At 43.6% G+C, this 23,886-nt stretch carries 22 protein-coding genes and 1 pseudogene; 3 read left to right on the forward strand and 20 right to left on the reverse strand.

Features of this window, described 5'->3' with window-relative positions; genetic code table 11:
• Positions 1–6: 6 nt before the first annotated feature.
• The 10 genes from murD to DWY31_RS04225 form a co-directional block, all read right to left on the reverse strand.
• Positions 7–1,359: a UDP-N-acetylmuramoyl-L-alanine--D-glutamate ligase gene (gene murD, locus DWY31_RS04180; protein WP_021861571.1), complete on the reverse strand. Its 1,353-nt coding sequence runs from the start codon at positions 1,357–1,359 to the stop codon at positions 7–9.
• 9 nt (positions 1,360–1,368) lie between these two features.
• Entirely contained in the window at positions 1,369–2,325 is a 957-nt protein-coding gene (gene mraY / locus DWY31_RS04185) for a phospho-N-acetylmuramoyl-pentapeptide-transferase (protein WP_021861572.1), read from the reverse strand.
• Positions 2,326–2,390: 65 nt separating this feature from the next.
• Positions 2,391–4,112: a peptidoglycan D,D-transpeptidase FtsI family protein gene (locus DWY31_RS04190; protein ID WP_118519615.1), complete on the reverse strand. Its 1,722-nt coding sequence runs from the start codon at positions 4,110–4,112 to the stop codon at positions 2,391–2,393.
• A 60-nt stretch (positions 4,113–4,172) separates the two neighbouring features.
• On the reverse strand, positions 4,173–5,966 hold the full coding sequence (locus DWY31_RS04195) for a penicillin-binding protein 2 (protein ID WP_330411915.1): 1,794 nt from the start codon (positions 5,964–5,966) through the stop codon (positions 4,173–4,175).
• A gap of 63 nt (positions 5,967–6,029) precedes the next feature.
• Positions 6,030–6,554, reverse strand: a complete 525-nt coding sequence (locus DWY31_RS04200; protein WP_118519616.1) for a hypothetical protein — start codon at positions 6,552–6,554, stop codon at positions 6,030–6,032.
• A 45-nt stretch (positions 6,555–6,599) separates the two neighbouring features.
• On the reverse strand, positions 6,600–7,535 hold the full coding sequence (rsmH, locus tag DWY31_RS04205) for a 16S rRNA (cytosine(1402)-N(4))-methyltransferase RsmH (RefSeq protein WP_118287818.1): 936 nt from the start codon (positions 7,533–7,535) through the stop codon (positions 6,600–6,602).
• An 11-nt stretch (positions 7,536–7,546) separates the two neighbouring features.
• A complete protein-coding gene (gene mraZ, locus DWY31_RS04210) occupies positions 7,547–7,996 on the reverse strand; it encodes a division/cell wall cluster transcriptional repressor MraZ (protein ID WP_117538353.1) in 450 nt (149 codons plus the stop codon).
• 242 nt (positions 7,997–8,238) lie between these two features.
• The gene (locus tag DWY31_RS04215) at positions 8,239–8,484 is read right to left on the reverse strand and encodes a hypothetical protein (protein ID WP_118519617.1); all 246 of its coding nucleotides are present in this window, start codon (positions 8,482–8,484) and stop codon (positions 8,239–8,241) included.
• 58 nt (positions 8,485–8,542) lie between these two features.
• Complete coding sequence (locus DWY31_RS04220) at positions 8,543–9,382, reverse strand: DegV family protein (protein ID WP_118519618.1); 840 nt, start codon at positions 9,380–9,382, stop codon at positions 8,543–8,545.
• A 102-nt stretch (positions 9,383–9,484) separates the two neighbouring features.
• Positions 9,485–10,657 (reverse strand): FtsW/RodA/SpoVE family cell cycle protein, encoded by a 1,173-nt coding sequence (locus DWY31_RS04225; RefSeq protein ID WP_118287816.1) that lies wholly within the window; start codon positions 10,655–10,657, stop codon positions 9,485–9,487.
• 136 nt (positions 10,658–10,793) lie between these two features.
• Between DWY31_RS04225 and DWY31_RS04230 the strand changes: the two genes are divergently transcribed.
• The 3 genes and pseudogenes from DWY31_RS04230 to DWY31_RS14455 all read left to right on the forward strand — a co-directional run.
• A complete protein-coding gene (locus DWY31_RS04230) occupies positions 10,794–11,057 on the forward strand; it encodes a spore coat associated protein CotJA (RefSeq protein ID WP_021861581.1) in 264 nt (87 codons plus the stop codon).
• Complete coding sequence (locus DWY31_RS04235) at positions 11,054–11,329, forward strand: spore coat protein CotJB (RefSeq protein ID WP_118519619.1); 276 nt, start codon at positions 11,054–11,056, stop codon at positions 11,327–11,329. Before DWY31_RS04230 ends, DWY31_RS04235 begins: the two co-directional genes overlap by 4 nt.
• Positions 11,330–11,332: 3 nt before the next feature.
• Positions 11,333–11,533 (forward strand): annotated as a pseudogene (locus DWY31_RS14455) (manganese catalase family protein); the annotation flags it as partial.
• Between the two features lie 44 nt (positions 11,534–11,577).
• Here DWY31_RS14455 and DWY31_RS04245 read toward each other — a convergent pair.
• From DWY31_RS04245 to DWY31_RS04290, 10 genes are all read right to left on the reverse strand, one after another.
• Entirely contained in the window at positions 11,578–12,330 is a 753-nt protein-coding gene (locus tag DWY31_RS04245; protein ID WP_118519620.1) for an N-acetylmuramoyl-L-alanine amidase, read from the reverse strand.
• Positions 12,331–12,354: 24 nt separating this feature from the next.
• Positions 12,355–12,687, reverse strand: coding sequence for a ribonuclease (locus DWY31_RS04250; protein WP_226976389.1), 333 nt, complete (start codon positions 12,685–12,687; stop codon positions 12,355–12,357).
• A gap of 3 nt (positions 12,688–12,690) precedes the next feature.
• Complete coding sequence (locus DWY31_RS04255; protein ID WP_118519621.1) at positions 12,691–13,047, reverse strand: hypothetical protein; 357 nt, start codon at positions 13,045–13,047, stop codon at positions 12,691–12,693.
• 83 nt (positions 13,048–13,130) lie between these two features.
• On the reverse strand, positions 13,131–14,585 hold the full coding sequence (locus DWY31_RS04260) for a hypothetical protein (RefSeq protein ID WP_118287814.1): 1,455 nt from the start codon (positions 14,583–14,585) through the stop codon (positions 13,131–13,133).
• Positions 14,586–14,596: 11 nt separating this feature from the next.
• Positions 14,597–15,877: a hypothetical protein gene (locus DWY31_RS14000; RefSeq protein ID WP_199671917.1), complete on the reverse strand. Its 1,281-nt coding sequence runs from the start codon at positions 15,875–15,877 to the stop codon at positions 14,597–14,599.
• 19 nt (positions 15,878–15,896) lie between these two features.
• Complete coding sequence (locus DWY31_RS04270; protein WP_118519622.1) at positions 15,897–17,513, reverse strand: phage tail spike protein; 1,617 nt, start codon at positions 17,511–17,513, stop codon at positions 15,897–15,899.
• Positions 17,510–19,192: a distal tail protein Dit gene (locus DWY31_RS04275; RefSeq protein ID WP_118519623.1), complete on the reverse strand. Its 1,683-nt coding sequence runs from the start codon at positions 19,190–19,192 to the stop codon at positions 17,510–17,512. Before DWY31_RS04275 ends, DWY31_RS04270 begins: the two co-directional genes overlap by 4 nt.
• Positions 19,193–19,201: 9 nt before the next feature.
• On the reverse strand, positions 19,202–23,089 hold the full coding sequence (locus tag DWY31_RS04280; RefSeq protein WP_118519624.1) for a tape measure protein: 3,888 nt from the start codon (positions 23,087–23,089) through the stop codon (positions 19,202–19,204).
• Positions 23,090–23,099: 10 nt separating this feature from the next.
• On the reverse strand, positions 23,100–23,384 hold the full coding sequence (locus DWY31_RS04285; protein WP_199671918.1) for a hypothetical protein: 285 nt from the start codon (positions 23,382–23,384) through the stop codon (positions 23,100–23,102).
• A 62-nt stretch (positions 23,385–23,446) separates the two neighbouring features.
• Positions 23,447–23,827 (reverse strand): tail assembly chaperone, encoded by a 381-nt coding sequence (locus DWY31_RS04290; RefSeq protein WP_118519625.1) that lies wholly within the window; start codon positions 23,825–23,827, stop codon positions 23,447–23,449.
• Positions 23,828–23,886 lie beyond the last annotated feature (59 nt).

Raw genomic sequence — 23,886 nt, forward strand, 5'->3', positions numbered from 1 at the left:
CACTCCTTATAAGGAATTTACAATTCTTTTAAATTCATCTCCACGTACTTCATAATTCGGGAACATTCCCCAACTTGCACATGCCGGTGACAGAAGCACTGCCTCTCCACTCTCGGCTGTCTTTGCTGCAAGAAGGACTGCCTCTTCAAAAGTATCTGCAAACACATAATCATGGAAACCACATTTTTCTGCATCTGCAGCAATCTTTTCCTTCGTTGCGCCAATCAGGATCAGTTTCTTAACCTTTCCATCAAATGCATTGATCCACTCTGTAAACTCGGAGCCTTTGTCATATCCTCCGCCAAGCAGCACCGTTCTGCGGTTCATTGCCTGGATTCCTTTGATCGCAGCATCTGGATTGGTTCCTTTGGAATCATTATAATAAACAACACCGTTCTTTTCTGTTACATATTCGATACGATGTTCTACACCTTTAAATGCACGGATCACTTTGCGGATAATATCCATCGGCACACCATATACTGCTGCCATCGCAACAGCCGCCATATAATTCTCATAATTGTGCATACCGAGAAGCTGTAATTCATCTACATTGCATACAAGCACTTCTTCCGGGTTCTTATAAATCATATTCCCGTTATCCAGATATATTCCTTTTTCCAACTTCTGTCTGCTGCTGAAATAGATCACCTGTGCATCTATATGTTCTCCGAACTCTCTCGTTCTCTCGTCCTCGTAGTTCAGGATACAGTAATCTTCTGCTGTCTGGTTCTTTGCAATATTCTTCTTTGCATTCACATATGCTTCCATCGTGTGATGACGATTCAGATGATCCGGTGTAAAGTTAAGGATCGCGCTGACCTTCGGACGGAATGTTACGATGCTCTCAAGCTGGAAACTGCTCATCTCTGCAACTGCAACTGCATCTTCTTCCATCTGTCTTGCTGCCACAGTATACGGATTACCGATATTACCTACAACATATGTATGCTCTTTGTATGCTTTCATGATCTCACCGAGAAGCGTTGTTGTTGTCGTCTTACCGTTCGTACCGGTAATTGCTAGCACATCACCTTTTCCAAATGCATAAGCAAGCTCTACTTCACCGATCACAGCAACCTTCTTATCACGCATTGCATTTACAACCGGAAGGTCTGTTGGTACTCCTGGGCTCAACACTGCAATATCTAATGTATCAATCAGTTTCTCCGGAAATTCACCAAGGATAATCTCTGCTTTTACTCCATCCCCAAGCTGTTCTTTCATAGCAACTTTATCCAACTTGTCATTTCCATCGTAAAGAATAACCTCTGCTCCATGATCTTCCAATAATTTTACAGCTCCGATTCCGCTGATACCGGAACCGAATACCAGTACTTTCTTTCCTGTTACTTCCATTTTCTCCTCCTACATTGCCATAAGCGCTACGAGACACAACAGAGCCGTAATAATTGAAAATACTGCGACCACACGCGTTTCTGACCATCCACACAGCTCAAAATGATGATGGATCGGCGCCATTTTAAAAATACGTTTTCCTCCGGTTTTCTTAAAATATGTGACTTGGATCATAACCGATAATACTTCTACCAGATAGATCAGTCCTACGATCAGGATGAAGATCGGCATCTGAAGCATATAAGCTGTTGAAGCCACAAAACCGCCAAGGGCAAGAGATCCTGTATCTCCCATAAATACACTTGCCGGATATACATTAAATAATAAAAATCCAAGCAGCGCACCAACAACTGCACATGTTACAGGTTCGATTCCACTTTTCGTTCCGATCGCAACAACCGTAAAAAATGTTGCAACAAGAACGGTTACGCTGGATGCCAGTCCATCCAGACCGTCAGTGAAATTGACACCGTTTACTGTGCCGATCACAGCGAAAAACATCAGGACAATTGCCAGCCATCCGATATCCAGATATTTTCCTCCGGAGAACGGAATGAGCATTTTCAGAGATACATCCGTGAATTTTACCACATAAAATGCGAAGATTGCAGTAACTACGATCTGTAATGCCATCTTCTGTTTTGGATATAGACCATCGGAACGCTTCATCACAACTTTCAGATAATCATCCAGAAAACCGATCAGACCAAAGCCAACTGTCACAAACAGGATTGGGATGATCTTCGGATAATCTTTGATATAAAAGATTGAAGTAAGTACCACACTCAAAAGGATGATCACTCCACCCATGGACGGGGTCCCTGCCTTCTTCAGATGGGACTTCACACCATCTTCCCTCTCTGTCTGATTCATCTTCAATTTTCGCAGTACCGGAATAATGATCGGTCCCAGAATCGCACTGAATGCAAAGGCAATCAATACCGGCATAAATACTGTATAATTCATAATCCACCTCTTTTATCTTTTTGTCAGACTGTTAAGTCCTCGACGAACCTAGTATACTTCATTTCCTACTCTTTTTCAATGCCAAGATACGGGAATGTCTCCCGAAAAATGTTTCCGATCACCGGAGCTGCAATCGTTCCCCCGTAATAGATCCCTTTCGGATTATAGATCACACACATGCCCAGAACCTGTGGGTTTTCTGCCGGAGCTAATCCTATAAAGGAAGAAATATATTTTCCGGCACTTCTTGGCAAAGTCTGGGAAGTCGCTGTTTTGCCCCCAATATGATATCCTTTTACATATGCCTTTTTCCCAGAGCCTTTTGCCACTACTCCTTCCAGCAGTTCCTGCATGGTCTCTGAAGTCTTCGCCGAGAGAATTCTCTTCTTTCTTCCATAAGAAAAGACTTCCGTCTTCTTTTTCTCCGAATCTGTAACTTCTACTCCAAAATGAGGTGTAATTCTCTTTCCTCCATTTATAAGAGAACTGACCGTTGCTGCCATCTGCATCGGTGTAACCTGAAAAGACTGTCCAAAACTCATAGTTGCAAGTTCTACCTGTCCTACACGATTTTTCTTATGCAGGATTGTTCCAGCTTCTCCCGGCAGATCCACACCGGTTGGTGAAAGCAGTCCAAACTTCTGGAAATATTTATAGAAATCATTTACTCCAAGTCTGAGTCCAATGTCAATAAATACCGGATTACAGGAATTCTGAATCCCTTCCACAAAATTTTCCGCACCGTGTCCTCCCACTTTATGGCAGCGGATTTTCCGGTCTTCCACAACTTTATAACCCGGGCAATGAAAATGATCCGAAAGCTTTACCACTCCTTCTTCCAGGCACGCCGATGCCGTAATGATCTTAAATGTAGAACCCGGCTCATATGTATCACTGATACATTCATTACGCCACATCCTGTTAAGTGCATCCTGTTCTTCTTCCGGTGTCAGATTTTTCTTTTCTTCACCTGGAAGCGAAAAAGGATCATTCAGATCAAATTCCGGTACATTAACCATTGCAAATATTTCTCCATTCTGCGGATTCATAAGCAGTATTGCAACTTTTTCCGCCTGTTTTTCTTCCATGACTTTTTCTGCCATCTGCTCTGCATATTTTTGAAGATTTGCATCCAGACTAATTTTCAGTGTGTCGCCTTTTACCGGTTCTTTTCGTCCTTCTGCTTCTTCGTCCAGTTCTATTCCTCTCGCATCTGTGATTGTCAAAATCTGCCCATTTATCCCTTTTAAATAATCTTCATACTGCACTTCCAGGCCAATGATTCCCTGATTATCCCCTCCTGTAAATCCAAGAACTTTTGATGCAAGTTTTCCATAAGGATAATATCGTTTAAAATCTTCGTCTACCTTAACACCATCCAGCCCAAGATTTCGAATCTTATCTCCCGTCTTTTTCTCTACATTTGACGCAATCCTCTCCATAGATGATATTTTTTTCACTTTTTTTCTCACCTGCGCTTCTTCCATGTGAAGTGTTTTTGTCAATATTTTAATCACCTTTTCCGAATCTTTCAGCTGACTGTGTATTACAGAAATTGTGCAGACTGTCCGGTTTGTTGCAAGGATTTTTCCATTCCGGTCAATGATTTCTCCTCTTGCAGCTTTAATATCGCGCTCTCTTTCATGTAACTGCTGTGCTTTCTTCTGATATTCTTCTGCGCGGAAGATCATCAGCCACGCAAGTCTTCCGAACAACAGAATAAGCAGGATGAGCGCGCAGGAGAATACAAAAAATATTTTCTTCTTATTATATGTTCTGTTCTTCAAACAAAAAAACCTCACACAAGCTTTGTAATAATCTATTACTGCTTATGTAAGGTTATTCTGTTAATTCTTACTGTCTGAGATTTTTTCCACTCCCAGATACGGAAGAATCTCTTTCATAATATCTGCTGAGAGCTGGGTTGCCAGTCCGCTATTCGCCTGGTCACTGACGTTTGGTTCATTGATCACAACATAGACAACAACCTGCGGATTTTTCTGCGGTGCATATCCGATAAAAGATACAAGATATTTTCCATTCCTTCTTGGGAGTTTCTCCGCTGTACCAGTCTTTCCGCCCACATCGTATCCCTTAACGGCTGCCGTCTTTCCGGTTCCGTTTGTAACTACCCCGCGCATGTAATCTTTCACTACATCGCAGGTCTCCTGGGAAATCGTTTTCCGTACAAGCACCGGGTCCTTGCTCTCTGTCACATTTCCATTTTCATCTTTGATCTGTCTTACAACATGCGGTCTGTAATAACTGCCGCCATTGATCAGAGAACTGAATGAAGCTGCAAGCTGTGTCATTGTTACGTTGAAATTCTGTCCAAAAGCATTAGTTGCAAGACTGGCAGAATCCATTTTCTCCGGTGAATACAAAAGGCCTTCTGTACTTGCCTCACCCGGAAGATCTATGCCCGTCGATGTGCCAAATCCAAACAGCTTTTGATAACGGCTGAATTCGTCTTTCCCGATCTGCGCGCCGATCCGCATCATTGCAACGTTACAGGAATTTTCAAGTGTCTGCTTAAGTGTCTGCATTCCATGTCCATTACGGTGACTGCAGTGGATATCGTGTCCGCCTACTCTGAGTACACCGGTACAGTTATAACTTTCATTTCCTGTCAATACACCCAGTTCCAGTCCCGTTGCAACCGTAAATGGTTTGATTGTTGATCCTGGTTCATAAGTATCTGTCACACAAAAATTCTTCCACAGCGCGTTAAGTGTCTCGATCTTCTCTTTATCCGTCATCTTTGCAAGTTCATTTTTTGTATAATATGCTGACAGATCTCTCGGCTTATTCAAATTGTAATTCGGATAAGATGCTTCCGCAAGAATCTCTCCGTTATTTGGATTCATTACAATGACTGCCGTATCCTCACTTCCGGTTCCTTTTCTTGCTTCATTCTGATGTTTTTTATTAAACGCCAGAATATGCTTCTCCACTATACTCTGTACCTGCAAATCAATTGTAGAGACAACTGTCTTTCCATTGACCGGCTCTTTTACGGTCTGTTCAAAAGTAGAGGTTGTATCCTGATAGCCATATTCTCTTCCATCCGTACCATTCAGGACTTCGTTATAAGATGCTTCAATTCCATTGCTTCCTATGTTTCCATCTACGGTAAACCCAAGTGTATCGCTTGCCAGTGAGTTATACGGATATTTCCGTTCATAATCTTCCTCAAGCCAGATTCCCTGTACATTCGAATACTTCTCACTGTTCTTCATTATGTTGAATTTTTTCGCTTCTTTATAGCCGATTCCTTTTTTCAGAACGTTATAACGCCCGGACGGGTTGGTCTTCATCAGTTTTCGGATATCTTCTTCCTTAATATCAAAATATTTCTTCAACGCTTCAATGGTCGGTTCTATATAATCGTCCTTACTGAGCATTGCCTTCATATCCAGAATAACATTATAAATACGTTCACTTGTCGCCATCTTGGTCCCATTACGGTCTACGATATCTCCCCGTTTAAACGGGATTGTACGGCTGTCATACTGTTGCTGGTCCAGCACCACTTTTGTATATTTGTCACCATTTGATGCATTAATATAAGTAATCCGGCCTGCAAGAAAAACAAAAGCCAGTACAAATCCCATAAAGAGCATGACTAGCTTTTTTTGCATGGCCTTATTAAATTTCCTTTTAAAAGGATTTCTCTTTCTTCTTGCCATTTATTTCTTCACCTGTTATTTACTTTTTTTCGTCTGTACTTTTGTAAGTGCACCTTCCTTTGGAATGCTTTCATATTGCTTTACATAATCCAGAGAAGGTTTTTTATATTCCACGACCTGAGAATCGGAAGCATCTACCATGCCAAGGTCTTTCTTAGCCTTTTTACGCACTTCGTCCAGATTCACAGAATCCACGATTGCATTGTATCTGGTCGTATTCTCTTCTTTCAGAGTTGCCAGTTCTTCTTCCATCGCTGAAATCTTTTTTGCGTGGCTCATATTTGCTGACTGTAAATTAACATACTTGATACATACAAGCAGCATGGCGATTGCTGCAACCGCCATGAATACAACATATCCTCGGTTCATTCGCAGAGCCTGTCTGCGGTTTTTCTTTACCTGTCTGCTTGCCCTTTTCTTTTTGGGTTCCTGCGCGCGTCTTTCCGGTTCGTATGCCGGTTGTCTTACAACATTACCGTAAACATAAGACGCTCTTTGTACATTCTGTCTTCTTCTTGTTGTCATCTGTCTGTATGCCATGCGCGCTCACCCCTTTCCCACTTTTAATTATTACATACTCATGTGTCAGCTCCGCTCAAAAATACGAAGCTTTGCGCTCTTTGCACGACTGTTTTCTTCCATCTCTTCCTTGCTCGGAAGGATTGGTTTTCTAGTGATAATACTCCCTTTTGATATTTTCCCGCATACACATACAGGAAAATCGCTTGGACATGTGCATGGATTTTCATTCTTACGAAATGCACTTTTCACGATCCGATCTTCCAGTGAGTGGAATGTAATGATGCACAGTCTGCCCCCTGGATTCAACAAATCAATCATAGCGTCCAATGAATTTTTTAGCACTTCCAGCTCCTGGTTCAATTCAATACGAATTGCCTGGAAGGTTCTTTTTGCCGGATGTCCGGACTTCTTCTGAAACTTCATCGGGATTGATGCACGTATGATCTCTGTCAGTTGTCCCGTTGTCTCAATCGGTGCTTTCTGACGCGCAGCCACAATATGCTTTGCAATGTTCTTGGCAAACTTATCTTCGCCATAATCACGGATCACACGATAAAGTTCCCGTTCTTCATAGTCATTGACGATGTCTCTCGCTGTCATCTTCTGACGTCTGTCCATCCGCATATCGAGAGGTGCATCTTCGCGATAAGAGAATCCCCGCTCTGCCGTATCTAACTGATAAGATGATACGCCCAGATCGAGCACGATCCCATCGACCTTGTCAATGCCTAACTTACCTAGCTGTGACTTCATATCACAATAGTTACTTCTTACTATTGTGACTTTCTCTCCGAAGTCTTTTAAGCGGATCCCGGCTGCTTCAATTGCAGCGGCATCCTGGTCTATTCCTATAATACTCCCCTTGTCACTGAGACGTCTTGCCACTTCACTGGCATGTCCGCCTCCACCGAGCGTTCCATCTACATAGATACCGTCCGGTTTAATCTTTAATCCATCAATTGTTTCTTTCAATAATACTGATTTGTGTACGAATTCCATATCTTCTCCCTCTAGATACTGAACCCGCTTGCTTCCATATCGGATGCAATATCCTCAATATTCATTTCCACCTCAGCATTCTTAGCTTCCCATTTTGCCTTATCCCAGATCTCGGCACGCTTCCCCATGCCGACAAATACAACTTCTTTTCCTAGTCCGGCGAAGTCTCTGAGTGGGGCTGAAATAAGAGTTCTGCCTTGTTTGTCAAGGTCGCCGTCAATTGCACTTCCCTGGAAGAAATATGCAAATGCGCGGGCTTTTTTGTCTGTGGTCGTCGGTAAGTTGTTCAGTTTCTCTTCAAAAGCGATCCATTCTGCTTCCGGGTATACATACAGGCAGTTTTCCATTCCTTTTGTTATGACGAAATGCTCCCCTAAATCGTCACGGAACTTAGCCGGAATGATCAGTCGCCCTTTGGCGTCTATGTTATGACTGTATTCTCCTTTTAATCCCCTTAGCATAATGAACTCACCTTCTTCCAAAGTGGTCCACCACTTTCGCACCACTTTTCTCCACTTCTCACCACTTTCTACCACTTGAACTAATTGTAAAACACTTTTTCAGTGATTTCAAGCCTTTTTTGTGTGTTTTTTGTGAAATCAACATAGAATGTGACTTGACTCATCGTATACATATAAAGAGAGTTGACACTCGCAAGCCTACGCTTTTGAACATCAACTCTCTTTGATTCTTATTATTTATTTTATTCTTCTGCTTTATCCAGATTGCTCTGAAAATTCTGCAAAGCACTGTAATCAATCTCTACTTCCGGTCTTGACTGCTTCGCTTCATAAGTATGATGCGCCGAATAAGTAATCCAGCCAAGTAAGATCACTCCTACAAATACTACCAGACACTTGCGCATCAGATTATATAATCTGTGCTTCCGGCGTAATCTTCGCCGGTTTGCTTTTTCTTCTTTATAATTATCAACTTTGGTCTGACTCATCAGGTATCTGTCTCCTTCTTATCGAATAACTACCGTTATTCTATCACACCTTTCCGGATTAGACAACCAGAATCACTCCACCGTCTGCTGCATACATACTGCTGATCCCCGCCGTATCCAGGACGATGATGTCTTTTACCTTCATCTGTTCCTGAACCATTTTCTTCATGTCTTCAGCACGCTCCGGGCAATTGCAGTGTGTAATCGCAAGAATCTTCTCTTCTGGTCGTATCGCATCTTTCTTCACCTGCGCAACCATCTTCTCGATTGCTTTCTTCATACCTCTTCCCTGACCCAGCTGACAGATACTTCCAATCGGTGTAGAACCCATTACCGGCTTGATATTAAGCGCAGTTGCCATCATCGCTTTAATACCAGTCAGTCTTCCGTTCTTTTTCAATGTCTCCAATGTCTCCAGTACAAAATACGTGTGCTGCTCTTCTATATAAGCATCCACTGTCTTAATAATCTCTTCAAAGCTCATCTGCTTTTCTTCACACTCTGCAATCTTCAGTGCGATTAGAGTCTCTCCAACTGAAGCAGACTTAGAATTAAATACATGGATCTGTTTCTCTCCATATTCTTCTTTATAAAGGTTCTTCCCCAACTCTGCACTATTGTAAGAACCACTCAGCTCAGCCGATAATGTAACTGCATATACATGCTCAGCATCACAGTGATACATCTCCATATAACGTTCCGGTGATGGGCAGGAGGACTTCGGACACTCCGGAGCCGTTGCAACTCTTCTCAAAAAATCCTTCTGATCAAATGTTGCATCGTCAATGATATGATAACCATCTACTTCTATCTCCAGTGATGCGGTCACGAAATGCTCTGACTGTTTCATCTCTTCCGTTAATTCACCACAACTATCTACAACTATTTTATAACTCATGTCTTCCTCCCGGTAAACTTTTTATTTCCATTAAATGTAGTTTTTAATACTACGTTTAATATCATAGCACATTCACATCGGAAAAGAAAGACTTTTATTCCGTTATTGTTCTATTTTTATTTGTTTTGAAACACTTAGCGCAATTCCCATTTCTATAGAAAGGAACAGAATTGCTGTTCCCCCATAACTGATAAATGGTAATGTAATACCTGTTGTCGGAATCAGATTTGTCACAACTCCCACATTTAAAAATACCTGTAAAGCCATGTGAGCAAATATTCCCGTCACAATCAGTGAACCATACAAATCCGGCGCATTCTGTGCAATAAACAGCAGACGGTATAATAATAAGCCAAACAGTGTCAGAACGAGAATTGCTCCAAACACGCCAAGTTCTTCACATATAATAGAAAGGATCATATCATTCTGCACTTCCGGAATGATTGTCTTCTGTGCGCTGTTTCCAAGACCTTTTCCAAAAAAGCCTCCGGAACCAATCGCATATAACGCCTGCATGATCTGGTATCCGCCTTCTGATGCATAATTTTCCGGATTCAGCCATACAAGAACCCGTCGCATCCGGAAACTCTTACTTGTCGTAAGTACCATACCCAAGATCTTCACGCCCACCAGTATCGCTGCAAGACCGCCACCTGCAGCTGCAAAGAAGATCTTTGTCTTCCGGTGAACAATAAAAATCATAATAATGCTGATGCCCATTACGATAATCGCTGTACTTAAATTATCTGTCAAAAAATATACACATGCTGCGGATAACAGTCCCCAGACCATTACATGGATAAATCCTTCTTTTGTATTAATCTTCTTTCCAAGCTTGCAGATCACTACCGGGATAAATAGTATCACCGCAATCTTTGCAACCTCCGATGGCTGAAACTGTCCGATTCCAGGTAACATGATCCATCTCTTGGCTCCCTTGGCTCCTTTTCCGATTGGGCTTTGTACAAGTGCCATCAGTATTATGGATACCCAATATAGCAGTTTTGCGCGCTTAATGTACCAGTGGTAATCAATAAAGCGGCAGATGAACCACATCACAAAAAAACCAGCCAGACAGAAAATTATCTGTTTCTTCAAATAAAATATACTGCTTTTCTGTCCGGTGATCTTCATGGAACTGTATGCACTGGTGCTGTATAACATTACCAGCCCGAAACATACAAGGCATATAAGAATTGCGACCAGACTATAATCAAAATATGGGATTGTTTTTTTCCTTTGTTCTGTAATTTCTCTTTTCACTGTCCTTGTCATTTTATTTACACTCCAATCGTATTCATTATACTCAGATATGATTCTAAAAACAACTAAAAATTCCGGTCTTTGCACCTCTTTTTGACTTCTTTCATATTATAATAATGCAAATAATTGAAAAGGAAGGTTTCTAAAAATGCCTAATTATCGCTATCAAGCTTCTAATTGCTGCGGCAACTCCATGCGGAACGTTTCCCTTGGTGTTCCTTCAGGCTCCGGCTGTCATGAGCATGCCTGCTCCGATAACACTTCCAATATTTCCATGCAGGTTCTTGCTATGGCATATGTTCCCATCCAGAAATTCCAGTGCCTGTACGATCCGCCGAAAGGGCTGCATGCAGGTACTATTTTTGCCGAACTCGATAAACCATTTCTTGGAACAGGAGGTGTTCTTCGATGAATAATGATAAAAGATTATCCCGTCAAGAACTCTTACAATGGATCAATGCCGTCAGCTTTGCAGTCAATGATGTGACTTTATTTCTCGACACACACCCTGATGACGCAGAAGCATTAGAGTATTTTGAGGAATTTCGTACGCAGCGCACACGCGCACTTCAGGAATATTCCAGAAATTATGGGCCGCTCACGATCGATACTGCAACTGCCACTCCATGTGAACGCTGGCAGTGGAGCACACAGAGATGGCCATGGCAGGAAGGAGGCTGTTAATCTATGTGGAATTATGAAAAGCGTCTGCAACATCCGGTAAAAATCACCCAGACAAATCCAAAGATAGCTCAGGTGATCATATCCCAGTTCGGTGGTCCTGATGGTGAACTGGGTGCATCCATGCGGTATCTCTCCCAGCGATACACAATGCCTTACAACGAGGTCACCGGTATCCTTACGGATATCGGTACGGAAGAACACGCCCAAAAACGTTCTCGCTTATTTTTCTTCCTTATTATAATGCGTTTTTACAGCGTTTCTGCGTATTTACTGGATATCTTAATCCAGCCCTCGCTGGACTTTAATCTGCCATACGGCATCTTTTCCACGGTCTTCGTTTCCGTGATCGTATAGACCGATTCCGGTGCTTTCTTTCCAGTGTAATCTTTGCCGGGGCTCTTGTAAATATTAAGTGCCTGTTTGGTCTTTACCTTGAAAGATTTATCCGCAGCTTTCTTCGCTGCCGGCTTCTCTTCTATCTTCTTTCCGATCAGACCTTCCGCAATCGCTCTGGCGCATTTCTTATAATCCCATGCATGATAATCGGTTTTATTGTCAACGAAGCAGCACTCCACCAGAAGTGCCGGCGCGTTCGTGTGCCGGAGAACATAAAGCTCCGGACGAATCTTCACGCCACGGTCGCGGATACCTAATGCTCTGGCAATCTTCGCCGAAATCCGTGTTGCTTCTTTGTATGCTTTGGAATTTTTTGATACAACCAAAACTTCCACTCCGGTACCGCCACCGGAATTTAAGTGGATGCTGACATCCCGCGCTACTGTGTGCGCATTGCATTTTGCTACGATATATCTAAGACAATCGTTCTGGTCCGTCTTCTTATCGCAGGTGCAGTCGTATGCCGTGTGTCCTGCTGCCCGCAGGAGCCGAATCACTTCGCCTTTCACTTTTCTATCCTCTACGGACTCCTTCAAATACCCTACTGCCCCGGAAGCACCTTTGCCCTGCGGGCAGTGTCCTGCGTGTATGTTGTATTTTGCCATGATAACCTTCCTTTCTAAGCATCCTTATTTCTTATATTTACTCCGATTCCAAATCCCCGCGACTCGTTCCCATCCGCCTGTACTTACCAGATATACAATAAAAGCAGCCACGATTGCTGCGAAAATATAATACCATTCAATCACAATCCGGTAATAATTACACAAGACGATCACACTGATCGGCGTCAAGATCAGTGACACCGCCAGTGCTACAACACTGGTCTGTATCTTCTTAAATACCGGCATCTCTTTCACTGCCTGCACGATCACACTGACCAGAAATGCCAATACGCCGATTCCGGTCAGCAGGTAACTGATATACTGCAGAAGAAGCTCTGCGCTCATTGCTTTTCCCATAATCTAATCTCCTTTTCGTTTCAAATGTAATTCCTGGATCTCGTCATGCATTTTTTCAACCATGCCATTTCCGCCAAGCCTGTGATACGCTTCGTACATCTGGCAGAAGTTCTCATAAGCATAGGATGGAATATAACCGATCTTCATATACCTGTCGTGGTACTCGATTAGCTGCACCCGAAGAAGCAGCATCGTACCGGCACTGTTTGCATCCCGTTTCTCATTCTCGTCAGCGATACGCTTATTTCGCTCTATTGCATCCTTCTGCTGTCTCTTCTTCTGCTCCTTCAAAAGCCAGACGATATACCCAAGCACGATCGGCAGAACGATTCCATATGTCTGTAAGATGATTTCTTTCACTTTCTATTCCTGCTTTCCTTAAATTATGCAAATAAAATAAGACCGTTACGGTCTTGCTCTTGGGGTGTTCATGTAAAATTCTCCTATGAAAATGTTAAATATCCTGACCATGCAATGCCAATGGCATCATTATTGGTGACGTTAGTTGTGCTGTTGATCGTCATCCTTACTTCTATCCATGACTCTCTGACATAGCATGAATACGAAGCTGGCTTTACAAACGTACTCGCAGATGAACCGTGCGTATATTTACCGCCCTGTCTTCCTCGGAAACCATTGTTCGTAGTTGCCGTTACTGCCGATGCTCCTACAAGCGGCTTGGACAATGGGACTGAAAATATAACCTGTTTACCGCCACCGCTAACGTAACCACCAGTGCTGATCTCACATGGAATTTTATCGCCTTTTGTGTAATATGGTTTAAAGGTATCTCTGGTCGGCGGTCCCAAGTACAGATCTGTCTCATCTGAATACAACTGCCATTTTCTGGCTACTTCATCATGGAGCCCTCGGTTTACTCCTCCGGTTCCAACTCCAACACCTATGGCATTACCAGTTGAATTATGCGAAATAATAGTCACGTCATTCGAGTAGACATGCAAACGCCCATCTGCATTATTTAATAATAGCGCAATCTTATCATTCTCACTCATGACTCCCTGATGACTGATTTGCGATCTCAATAAAATTCCAGAATCCAATACACCTATATAGTTTTGTATCTGCTTACCAACTCCCGTCCCTGATGTGCCGTAATATTCTGTCAGATACTCAAGAAAAGTTACTGCATCATTTTCCGCATTAACCTCCGGGCTCATCAAGGAAAGTATTGATGCTGATGTATCCATTCCATTGTCATTTTCGTAATAATTAGTAGAATCAAGATTTATTGCTACAGGTCCGGACATATTCAGATGTGAAGCTGCATCAATTTCAACTCCATCTGCTCCCTTTATTTTTGAAAATGTTACGCTTTCTCCATCTTTTTCCTGTATAGAAGATACAATCGATGTTGTTCCACCACACATTTCCACCACAGCATCTTTACTATTCTTCCCCAGCTCCACTTTATCTGCCGCATACTTCGCCAGCACCGTATCTCCGTTTCGAATTTCCATAGAATCAGAATCTACCTTTACATTTGCTCCTAATGTATCCGCTTCCATATTTCCTACAATCAAGCCACCATCCGTTCCCTGTATATAATTCGTTGCAACTTTCGCCGCAGCGTCAGCAGCCGTCTGCGCCCGATTTGCCTTATTCCAGGCTTCCTTGGCTGCTTCGTAGCTGCTGGACTTCGATACATCCGAATAGCTGTATGTATCATTGGACATTATAGTCAAAATTACAGTGTATAGGGTGCTTGTTGATCCTGACTCGTATGTGGGTTCCGTTGTCTTCCAATTTCCACCGGGTGGGATTGCTGTCGGTTTGTTTGGCTTGGCGGCAGTTGAGGATTGCAATAAGTAATATGTTGTAACTGCTTTCACGTCTATAATCCTCGATATCGTAATATCTGCCTTTGCTAAAATTGCCATCCTCTCACTCCTTAATCTTCAAGCTGACATGTATATGCCTGTGCATTTGCAACATCTGCTGCCGATATTGTCAGTGTTTTAGCTGTTGCAATTGCTGTGTCGCTTCCCGTTTTATACCATTTGATTGAGCCAAGTGATCCACAAACTCCTGCATCTGTAATGCTCTGCTCTACCGAGCCTTTCCAGACATGGGCTGTAAGCACTGTCGAACCGGAATTGTTTTTAAATACTGTTCCATTAGATGAAGTGATTGTCAAACTGATCGCATCTGCTCCCGCCGCACCTGTGGAGCCCTGTTTTGCCACGCTATACTGCGGATCAGAGGTAGATCCATTTGTATAAGTAAATACCGTCTTCGTCCAAAGATAGTTTCCGGCCGCTACCGATGGTGGTGTGGACTGCCATCCACTGGTCGGTGCAGATGTATTAGATGAAGATGAAGCATAACTAATTTCTGCTTTTGAAACACCATTGCCTGTAGCTCCAGTATTTCCTTTGTCACCCTGAATACCTTTAATGTTTCCGGCATAAACCCATTTAGCAGCAGACGCGGCACCTGCAACTGTACACTTATAGGTATTACCAGTAGATGTATTGAGATACATATCATTAACACGGGCATTTGCTACACCTGATCCAGAGAAAATTGTCGCAGTCGTTGATGTTCCTGTAATGCCCGTACCTGAATACCATTGGGAACCTGTTGTTCCGGTTGCACCTGTAGAGCCCTGCTTTGCTACACTATAGCTTACAGAAGTTGTATTGTCTGTATAGGTAGTTGTAACTCTTGTCCATAAATACTGCCCCTGCGTTACCGGTGGAATAGTTGTGGACCATCCACTTGTCGGAACTGTTGTATTAGAAGCAGATCCTACATATTCTGCCACCGGCTCACCCTTAATGCCTCTTCCGGCTGCGCCTGTTGCACCTGTCTTCGCAACTGCAAACGAAAACTTCTTATTTACCGTAATACCGTCTACATGAACCGGGATCGTTGCCTCACAGGCAGCACTGATCGTTGCTGTTGTTTTAAATGTAATTTTAACTCTGGATGTACCACTGTTTTCTACTGTGGCACTAATTCCGGTCGGGCATGTAATCTCTGCTGCCACTACCGTCAGTGAAGCGCACTGATTTGTTCCACAGAATGCAACTGCTTCTGTAGAACACGTCTGCCCGGGAGTCGCACCGCTGGTATTTCCGATAAATGTGTATGCTTCCGAAGTCAGCATTACCGAATACGCATCCGTAACATCTAAAATTGTCATTTGATCTGCAGCTTTAATTGCCATAATATTATCCTCCTCGTTTTTAAACAATTAATTCACATAAAAAAGTTACCTTTACATCTACATCATCTGGTGATAATGCAAATGAAAATCCATCGTTTCTGATTCTTGGATCACCGGAAGAGATAATTCCATAAGTCTCTTCCTCTAAGCGCTGCCATTTCCACTGGATATATGCACCGCTTCCAAATGTCTTTCTCAGAGTCTCTGCATCTTCTATCCGCTCCTTTCCGTGATATATAACAACCGACAATACCGTTGACACTGCATTATTCTTAAATACACTGCCCCTCGAGGATTCTATGTGAAGCAATACTGCCGCTTCTCCTTCTTCCCCTTTTACTCTCACCCATTTATACAGTTCTGGATTGGAAATATCCGGATCTCTCACAGTCTGATTCGCGCGTGTTCCGAGATATGATTTTCCAGAAGGGTCCAAGGAAATGCCGGAACCATATTCATCATCTGCGTAAGCAGTCCATGTATACAGTGTTCGATTGGCTGCCAGATTTTTAAAGTTTCCTGCCAGATCCTGCACCTGCTGCGAGATTCCGTTATCTTTGATCAGATAATCTCCAATAGTAACGCTAACGCTTCTGCCCGTTTCTGAAATCTCTGTTTTTAATATCCTTGCCGAAAAATAAACTTCACCGGATTCATCCACAATATTTACAGTATCTCCAATTTTTGTACCCTTTGGCAGTTCAAGTACATCAATCTCATAGTTCACTTCCGGTTCTCGGATCTTCTTCAGCTCTTCTATCGCTTTCTTGCATAAAAGCTCCTGGCTTACCGTATCAAAATTAAACGTTTTTACAATATCTCCTTCGCCCTGCCCGTCTGCGAAAAAACGGCTCCACTTCTGCCATGCCGTTCTGGATTTCAGAAGATTCCCATCAATGTAAAAATCTCCGTCATCATATTTATAATCCCTCAGATTGATCGCAATATCACTGTCTTCCGGCGTGGAGCCGTATGGCAGCAATGCCGTGGCAAGATTCGCAATTGATTTCTTCATTACCATCCTGTCGATATCACGGTCCAGATGAAGCTGTACTCCTGCATCCTGCCCCCGCTTCTGGTAAATATCAATATACTTATGCTTTACAGCCATTCCTTCTACATCAAAAGAAAAGGCGATTTCCGCATCAAACTCTCCGGCAACATCTAATATCCGCTCCGTCACGGTCTGTTCGTTATTCCAGGCAAGTTTTTTTGCTCCTGATACCTCGTTAAGTCCGATCTCAAAACCGCTGTCTTCTACGAATTTATTCACATAATGCTCGATCTCATATGCCTTATCCGCAGTGTACGGAAGTGCTATTTCATTCAGCAGATCCAGCCCCGCATCTTCCGCATAAATCATAACTTCTCTGCTTTTTGTATCTGCTTCCGTTTCAATGATCGTATAAAAAGATTTTTCATCACCACTCTGGTACAGTAAATAATTTCCTACTGCAGCACATCTTTCCACTTCTTTTCTCGTAAGCGCATCGTATGCAATATGCAGTTCCAGAACCGATACGCCCGCTTCTATCTCTTCTGTTTTTTCGTCGTCAACAATCAGCAAGCCTTCCGGGAGCGTTGTGCTTGCATTCCCTAATATGTTCATATGACGGTCAGCAAAATACACGATCATAAAAAGACCTCCCTGTATTTCAATTTAAATGTCGGCGCATATGCCTCTTCTACCCACTCTGACCAGCTAAACCCGATCTGGTTCACTCCAGGCATCAGGTAAAATTCTTCCCAGCTATTGCCGAGCGCACCAAGATCCTGCCTGTCCAGTTCATTCAGCTTTACGGATGCACTTGCGCAGTCAATCGAAAGGACATCGTTTGCATTGAATTTATTCTGTACATCATGCCATTCCAGTACGATCTTATCTATAGTTTCCGTCACCGTCTTCTTATAGTTCTTTACCAGCTTCATTTCATACATGCCATTGTATTTCATGGCTGCCGCCGTACGCTTCTGGAAGAACCCGGTCGTGATCTTGCTTACGGATTTCGTTGCTACGCTCTTTACTGTAAAGCTTGCTTTTATCCCGCCGAGGTCAAATGAAATTCTTGAACCTTTCTTTGTAATGCAGGATGACTTCGCAGTCTTAATGGCTGTTATTTTTTTCTTCTTATTCTCTGCCCGGTTTTCTCCAAATCTCTTGTTGTGCAATGACAGATCTATCTCTGCTTCTTTCCGGATCTTGCCATCCACGATCATCCGGTACTTTCCTTTCGTTCCGTCACCGGACTTGTAAATGTCAACGCCCGCTACAATTTTCCCGGACGCATCCGATAATATCATCTGAAAACGCCCTTTCTGCCTCTTTCCTACACTCGTACTATCCACGCACATCTTCTGTGCGTACTGCATCTGGAAATCTGTAGCAGATTCCGAAAGAGAATATGTCGTTACAGCACCGTGCCATCCGGAACCCGATCCATAACTTGATGCTGTAAGATAATACGTTCCCTCACTCGTAGAATTCTGCGAATGTTTCTCTCCCATCGTTCCATTTTGTGTCACTGTTCCATACAGCACTCCACTGTTATTTTTATATTTCGTCTTTAATGTATTCCATGCGGATGATTTCTTGAATGAATGATTAACCATCACCTTCGTTGTAGGAACCTGATAAGTATTGGTTTCCTGCTCAACGACCTCGATCTGCTCTTCCGACAATTCCTCTGGATTGCCAAATTGTAATATGTGTTCTTCATCATCGAAGAAAGCTACATAACCGCATCTTCCATTGTCGTTCTCTTCGCCGCTTTCATCATCGTAAAAATCAACTTCAAACTTTGGAAATGCACGATATGTGCCGCCGTATTCAAACACAAATGCATTACCTGTCGGTTCTACCTCGTATTCTTTCACGGAATACTTAAATGGATCAGAACATTTAAAACTGAATGAACCTGTCACGGCATTCTTCCCCGGATCGATATCATCCACCGATTCCATTGTTCCGATATAATACTTGTCGGGTTCATCCATGAAGATTAATTGTGCTTCTTCTACATTCAGAAGTGCATTCAGTTCATTAAATGCCGCACGAAACCGTGCATTATTTCCGGCAATCAATTGAAACGTTACAGTAATCGTTCTTTCCGGATATCTTTTGCTCTGATATCTTGTTCCGTCATTCACAGTGCTGTCCAGCGTAGTAACTTCCGTTTCTAACAATTCCCGTCCGGAGACATGCAGTGTCCGATACTCCGGGATTTCATCCTCGATCAATGTTCCATTTATCATCAAAGCTTCAGATGGGACATCGCGCCCCACCTGAGAATCTGTCGTATCTACAAAACTATACATACTGCCTCCTTATTTCCTTCCACGCCGTCTGTTCTCGCGGCTCTGTCTCGAATCCAGTTCGCTCTGCATATACGGCGCAGTCGTTCTCGCCACCTCACGTCCATCTACTTCTACCGGAACAACAATCGTATACTTCGCATTGCTGTAATATTCATACTCTGTTGATAGATCGCCAGTGTAATCACCTGCAAGCTTCGGAGATGCAACATCCGGAATCGTCACGATGCTTTGCGCTACATCGGCAATCTTATGCCGCATGGACTCCAACTGGTTTATGTATCCTTTTGCCGTATAAGTTGCCAGAGAAGCGAACACCCTTGACGGACTGTGAATCTTAAGCTTCTTCCGGAATGCTTTTATCACTTCATTTGCCAGTATCCGGCTTTCCTTACTCAGACTCTTTTTCTTGGATGACATTCCTGATACAAATCCACTCATCGCATTTGCGCCAATCGTGGTCATACGTTTTTTCAGTGCCTTCGCTTCTTTCGTCACCTGTGCAGAGAAATCCTTCTTAAGACTACTTAATTTCGGTGCATAGTAATTCGTTGCTGTTTTCTTTGCAGCGTTCTGGAACTTTGTATAGCTTGCACCATAAGCTTTCAGGTCTTTCGTAGACATCTTAAGCAGATTATTCGTGTAAGCCAGACCTTCTGCCGTGCTGAGTCCGAGAATTTCTTCCATCAGTCCATCCGGTAAAATCTTTTTCAGCTTTTCCAGATTCTTTGCATAAGCGTTGATCTGTTTTGTGCCGGCATTAAAATCTTTCAATGCGATATTCCCATAATCATCCGCCGTGTAGAGACTGCTGATATTTCCAAGGTTCTCCATAAAGAACTTTCTGGCATCGATAATTGCATCGTATTTCTTCTGATACTTCTTCCCGAGCTTATCAAATGTGGAATCTGCTGCCTTGATCAGCTTCTTCACTTCAGCTTTATATGATTTTGAAAATGCACTGTTCAGATAGCGTCCGGCTTTCGTATACTTGCTGGAAGCCTTCTTATTCTGCTTTTTCAGTGGCTTCACATACGCATTGATCATATTCTTGACCGACTTAAGTGCACTGTCCCGTTTCTTCTCCATCTGCGATTTGAACTTATCACTGAGTTTTTCACCAAGCGACTCATAATTTCCTTTGTTCTTCGCAGTTTTAAATACTTTCATTGTCTCGCTCACGAGTTTCTTAGCCGCTTTTGTCGCCTCACTGATCTTGCTCAGAATTCCGTTTCCAAATCCCAAACTCATGTATCCACCATGCTTCTTCGTGAGTTTGGAAGGGCTGTGGATCTTCGCTTTTGCCCGGATAGCTGTGTCCGCAGCCGAAACCATTCTGGATGCCGCCGCTTCGATCTGCCCAAGGCAGGAACTCATTCCACTTGCGAAGCCCTGACTAACATATGAACCGGCACTGTATGCACCGGAGCGCCCGGACCGCAATCTCGTATTTACACTTGTAGCTGCCTTCGATGCTGCGGATGCAGCTTTGCTAAGACCACTGCGTAGTGCAGATGCATAACCACTTCCCGCATTTTTACCTGCGGATTTCGCGGTAGATGCTACCTTGCTCATGGACTTACTTACAGCGGACAGAGAACTTGCCGCCACTGCTCCCATCGTCCCGAAACTTGCATTTACAGATACAGATGCTGACGCCAGCGTTTTCAACCCGCTTGCCGCCTGTCCTACGCCTGCTCCTTTTTTGGATATTTTTCCGAGTCCGATCGACACTGCTCCGAGAGATTTCGCTATGGATCCGATTGACAACCCTGAGATCGTCTTAATCCCACTTGCCACACTCTTAAATCCCTGACCAGCATTTTTTGCAGATGTTCCAACCGAATTGATCACTTTGGCAATTCCATTCAGCACACTGGTAAGACCACCGCTGATCGCATCCACGACTTTAGTAATCGTATTGCCAATCACGGTAAATCCTGCACTTGCTACAAGAACCGCTGTGCCGAGTACCAAAAGTCCTGCTCCGGCAACTGTCGCACCGGCTCCGACTACTACAAGCCCTGCTCCAAGCACAATGCATCCCGCTCCGGCAACCGCTGCGCCCGCGCCAAATACAAGCATAGCCGCACCAAGTGCTGCGATGGATATCGCTCCTGCCGCTCCATACTGGACAACTGCCGGCAGGACACCGACAACAATCTTAAGCGCTGCTCCTGCTATCAATGCACCTGTTGCCGCCAGAACAATCGCTGCTCCAAAGGCGATAAAACCAACTGCTCCAACGGTAAGTGCCGGCGCCAGAACCGCTGCTCCTGCTGCAAGCAAGGCAACCGCTGCCACCATGCCGACCATCACACCAATTGCCACCGGTCCGGCAGATGCCAGATTCGTTGCTGCTGTTGTAAGTAATAACATCCCTGCACCCGCCAGGACAACTGCTGCGCCAAAAGCTATGAAGCCTGCTGCCCCGGCAGTTAAAGCCGGTGCAACTTCTTTCGCAACGACCAGCAGCCCGCCGATTGCAACGACCATGCCAAGCATAACGCCTGCCGCCAAAGGACCGGCTTTTGCAAGATTAATCGCAGAAAGCGTAAGCAACGCAAATCCGGCTGCAATCAATGCGATTCCGGCTCCCATTTTCAGGAATGCCGTAGCAGACTGAATAAGGCTTCCGAAAGACTCCTTGCTTGCCGTTCCTACAGCTTTCTCTCCTGCCGCAACACCAAACAGCTTGCCAGCTAACGCCGCAATGCCTTTTCCACCTAACTTCAAAAGCGTACCCGCAAATGTGGTGATTCCCGGTATAATCGACTGGATGATCTTATAGCCCTTTATCGCCAAAAGAAGTTTTAAAACCTTTGGCGCTGCAGACGCTATTTCATCTGAGTGATCCGCTACAATCTGTGCAAAATGCGCAATCGCATCTGATATGCCACTTACCACACTTGTAAACGTATCCAGACTGCTCTTCTTCTGTGCCAGTCCACCGAAAGACTTTCCAACAGCCGCCACGGCATTTATAATTGCTTTTCCGGCTTTGGAAGTTGCATCTGAAAATGCTTTCCAGTACGGAGATACAACCGATACCGCAGATTCTACTTTCTTTGCCAGCCCGTCCGGATCTACTTTATCCAAACGTCCAATTACTTTTTCAATACCGGAAATCGCAACATCCGATGCCTTATTAAAAGTCGGCATCAGCTTTACACCAAGCGTTTCCTTCAAACCGTCCATAGCCTGCCCTGCTGTCTTGTACGACGTGGCAAGTTTAGTAAAGGACTTATTTGTTCCGACCTTTGCTATCGCATTAAAGAAATCTTCTGTCTTAACTTTTCCATCCTGCACATCCTGTACAAGCTGTGATGTCGTTTTCCCCATGCCTTTAGCAACAGCCGCAATACCTGCCGGTGTCTGTTCCAGCATCAATTTAAAGTCCATCCACTGGATCGTTGGCTTTGCAGCCGCCTGTGTTGCCTGCTGGCTTAATGTCTTCATTGCCTGTGTCGGATTTTCAGAAGCTGCAGCTAATCCTCCGAATCCTTTTACCAGTTTCGTACAGTTCTTTGTTCCAACGGCAGCAAGCTGGCTGTAGGTCGTTGCCATATCCGAAGCGGAATAGATTGTCTTTGTAGCAAAATCCTGTAATTCATCTCTTGTCTTCGTGATGGATTTTGTTCCTTTTCCGATCATCTGCATATTTCCGTTAAATGTCTTCCATGCCGCAGATGATTCATTTAACTCCCCTGTCACTCCGGATATTCCACTCGTTATTGCAGAGAATGCTTTCTGACCGATCCCGGTCATGATTCCAAATCCCAGACCGGACGTCAATGTACTTTTCAAACGTTCCGCACTGCTTTGCGCACTCTTGAACGCAGACGAAAATCCACGGTCGCTCGCAGACAATATCGCCTTTACTGAATAACTTTCAGCCATATTGCACCTCCTATTGTTTTTTCAGAAGCTTACCGATTCCAACAAAACGACTGTCCGTCTTATTTTTTCCGAGAACACGGTTCACTTCTTTTTCATAATCGAAGAACTTCTTAAAGTTCGCATATACCGGTCGCAGTTTGTCTTTTCCGGCTTTCCTCTTCGCCTTCGCTTTGAAGTTAAGAAATGCCTGTAAATGCAGCCGGTACTCTTCATCCACTCTTCTTAGTTCAACGGATTTCATTAACAGGTTGTATTCGGGAATTGTCAGTTTATTTACTTCCTCAAAGCTTTTCATGCCCAGATAGCGAAAGCAGTTTAATGCGATCTCCTTATACTTTTCTCCAAAATCTTCTAATTCTACATCTCGGCTTCCGCCAGTTCCTTCTCCACCTGTTCCACAAGGAATTTCGTTGCTTTCTTCGTAACATTGGCTCCTAATAAAAAATCCTTCACCTTGTCAAACAGTTCATCGATATCTGTATCCGGATCTTCCACATAAGCTTCCAGAGCCGCCGGTGTGATTCGCGGATTCTGCCCCTTGTTCGCTGTGTTCAAAATCATTACAAGTGCTTCCACGTCACCACCGAGCATCTCTGCCGCATAATAATTGAATCCAACGTCCTTTTTCATGCCCGGAACTTCTTTCACCGGAACTGCGATCATTTTATTCATATCTCTTAAAAAGCCAATACCAAACTTAAACTCATATGTCTGCCCATTGATTACTAATTCTTCCATTGTCTTACTCCTTTCGCGAAAAATGAGGATACCGCAATGTGTATCCTCATGTATATTAT

The organism is Dorea sp. AF24-7LB (assembly GCF_003478575.1).
Taxonomy (GTDB): Bacteria; Bacillota; Clostridia; order Lachnospirales; family Lachnospiraceae; genus Dorea_D; species Dorea_D hominis.

Coding starts and splice junctions, on each gene's coding strand:
- DWY31_RS04280 (WP_118519624.1), bottom strand. CDS start 23,089: ATGGCTGAAAGTTATTCAGTAAAGGCGATATTGTCTGCGAGCGACCGT.
- DWY31_RS04250 (WP_226976389.1), bottom strand. CDS start 12,687: ATGGGAAAAGCAATGAGCGCAGAGCTTCTTCTGCAGTATATCAGTTAC.
- mraZ (WP_117538353.1), bottom strand. CDS start 7,996: ATGCTAAGGGGATTAAAAGGAGAATACAGTCATAACATAGACGCCAAA.
- DWY31_RS04260 (WP_118287814.1), bottom strand. CDS start 14,585: ATGGCAATTTTAGCAAAGGCAGATATTACGATATCGAGGATTATAGAC.
- DWY31_RS04230 (WP_021861581.1), top strand. CDS start 10,794: ATGCCTAATTATCGCTATCAAGCTTCTAATTGCTGCGGCAACTCCATG.
- DWY31_RS04200 (WP_118519616.1), bottom strand. CDS start 6,554: ATGGCATACAGACAGATGACAACAAGAAGAAGACAGAATGTACAAAGA.
- DWY31_RS14000 (WP_199671917.1), bottom strand. CDS start 15,877: ATGGCAATTAAAGCTGCAGATCAAATGACAATTTTAGATGTTACGGAT.
- DWY31_RS04290 (WP_118519625.1), bottom strand. CDS start 23,827: ATGGAAGAATTAGTAATCAATGGGCAGACATATGAGTTTAAGTTTGGT.
- murD (WP_021861571.1), bottom strand. CDS start 1,359: ATGGAAGTAACAGGAAAGAAAGTACTGGTATTCGGTTCCGGTATCAGC.
- DWY31_RS04275 (WP_118519623.1), bottom strand. CDS start 19,192: ATGTATAGTTTTGTAGATACGACAGATTCTCAGGTGGGGCGCGATGTC.
- mraY (WP_021861572.1), bottom strand. CDS start 2,325: ATGAATTATACAGTATTTATGCCGGTATTGATTGCCTTTGCATTCAGT.
- DWY31_RS04220 (WP_118519618.1), bottom strand. CDS start 9,382: ATGAGTTATAAAATAGTTGTAGATAGTTGTGGTGAATTAACGGAAGAG.
- DWY31_RS04195 (WP_330411915.1), bottom strand. CDS start 5,966: ATGCAAAAAAAGCTAGTCATGCTCTTTATGGGATTTGTACTGGCTTTT.
- DWY31_RS04285 (WP_199671918.1), bottom strand. CDS start 23,384: ATGAAAAGCTTTGAGGAAGTAAATAAACTGACAATTCCCGAATACAAC.
- DWY31_RS04215 (WP_118519617.1), bottom strand. CDS start 8,484: ATGAGTCAGACCAAAGTTGATAATTATAAAGAAGAAAAAGCAAACCGG.
- DWY31_RS04245 (WP_118519620.1), bottom strand. CDS start 12,330: ATGGCAAAATACAACATACACGCAGGACACTGCCCGCAGGGCAAAGGT.
- DWY31_RS04270 (WP_118519622.1), bottom strand. CDS start 17,513: ATGATCGTGTATTTTGCTGACCGTCATATGAACATATTAGGGAATGCA.
- DWY31_RS04235 (WP_118519619.1), top strand. CDS start 11,054: ATGAATAATGATAAAAGATTATCCCGTCAAGAACTCTTACAATGGATC.
- rsmH (WP_118287818.1), bottom strand. CDS start 7,535: ATGGAATTCGTACACAAATCAGTATTATTGAAAGAAACAATTGATGGA.
- DWY31_RS04225 (WP_118287816.1), bottom strand. CDS start 10,657: ATGACAAGGACAGTGAAAAGAGAAATTACAGAACAAAGGAAAAAAACA.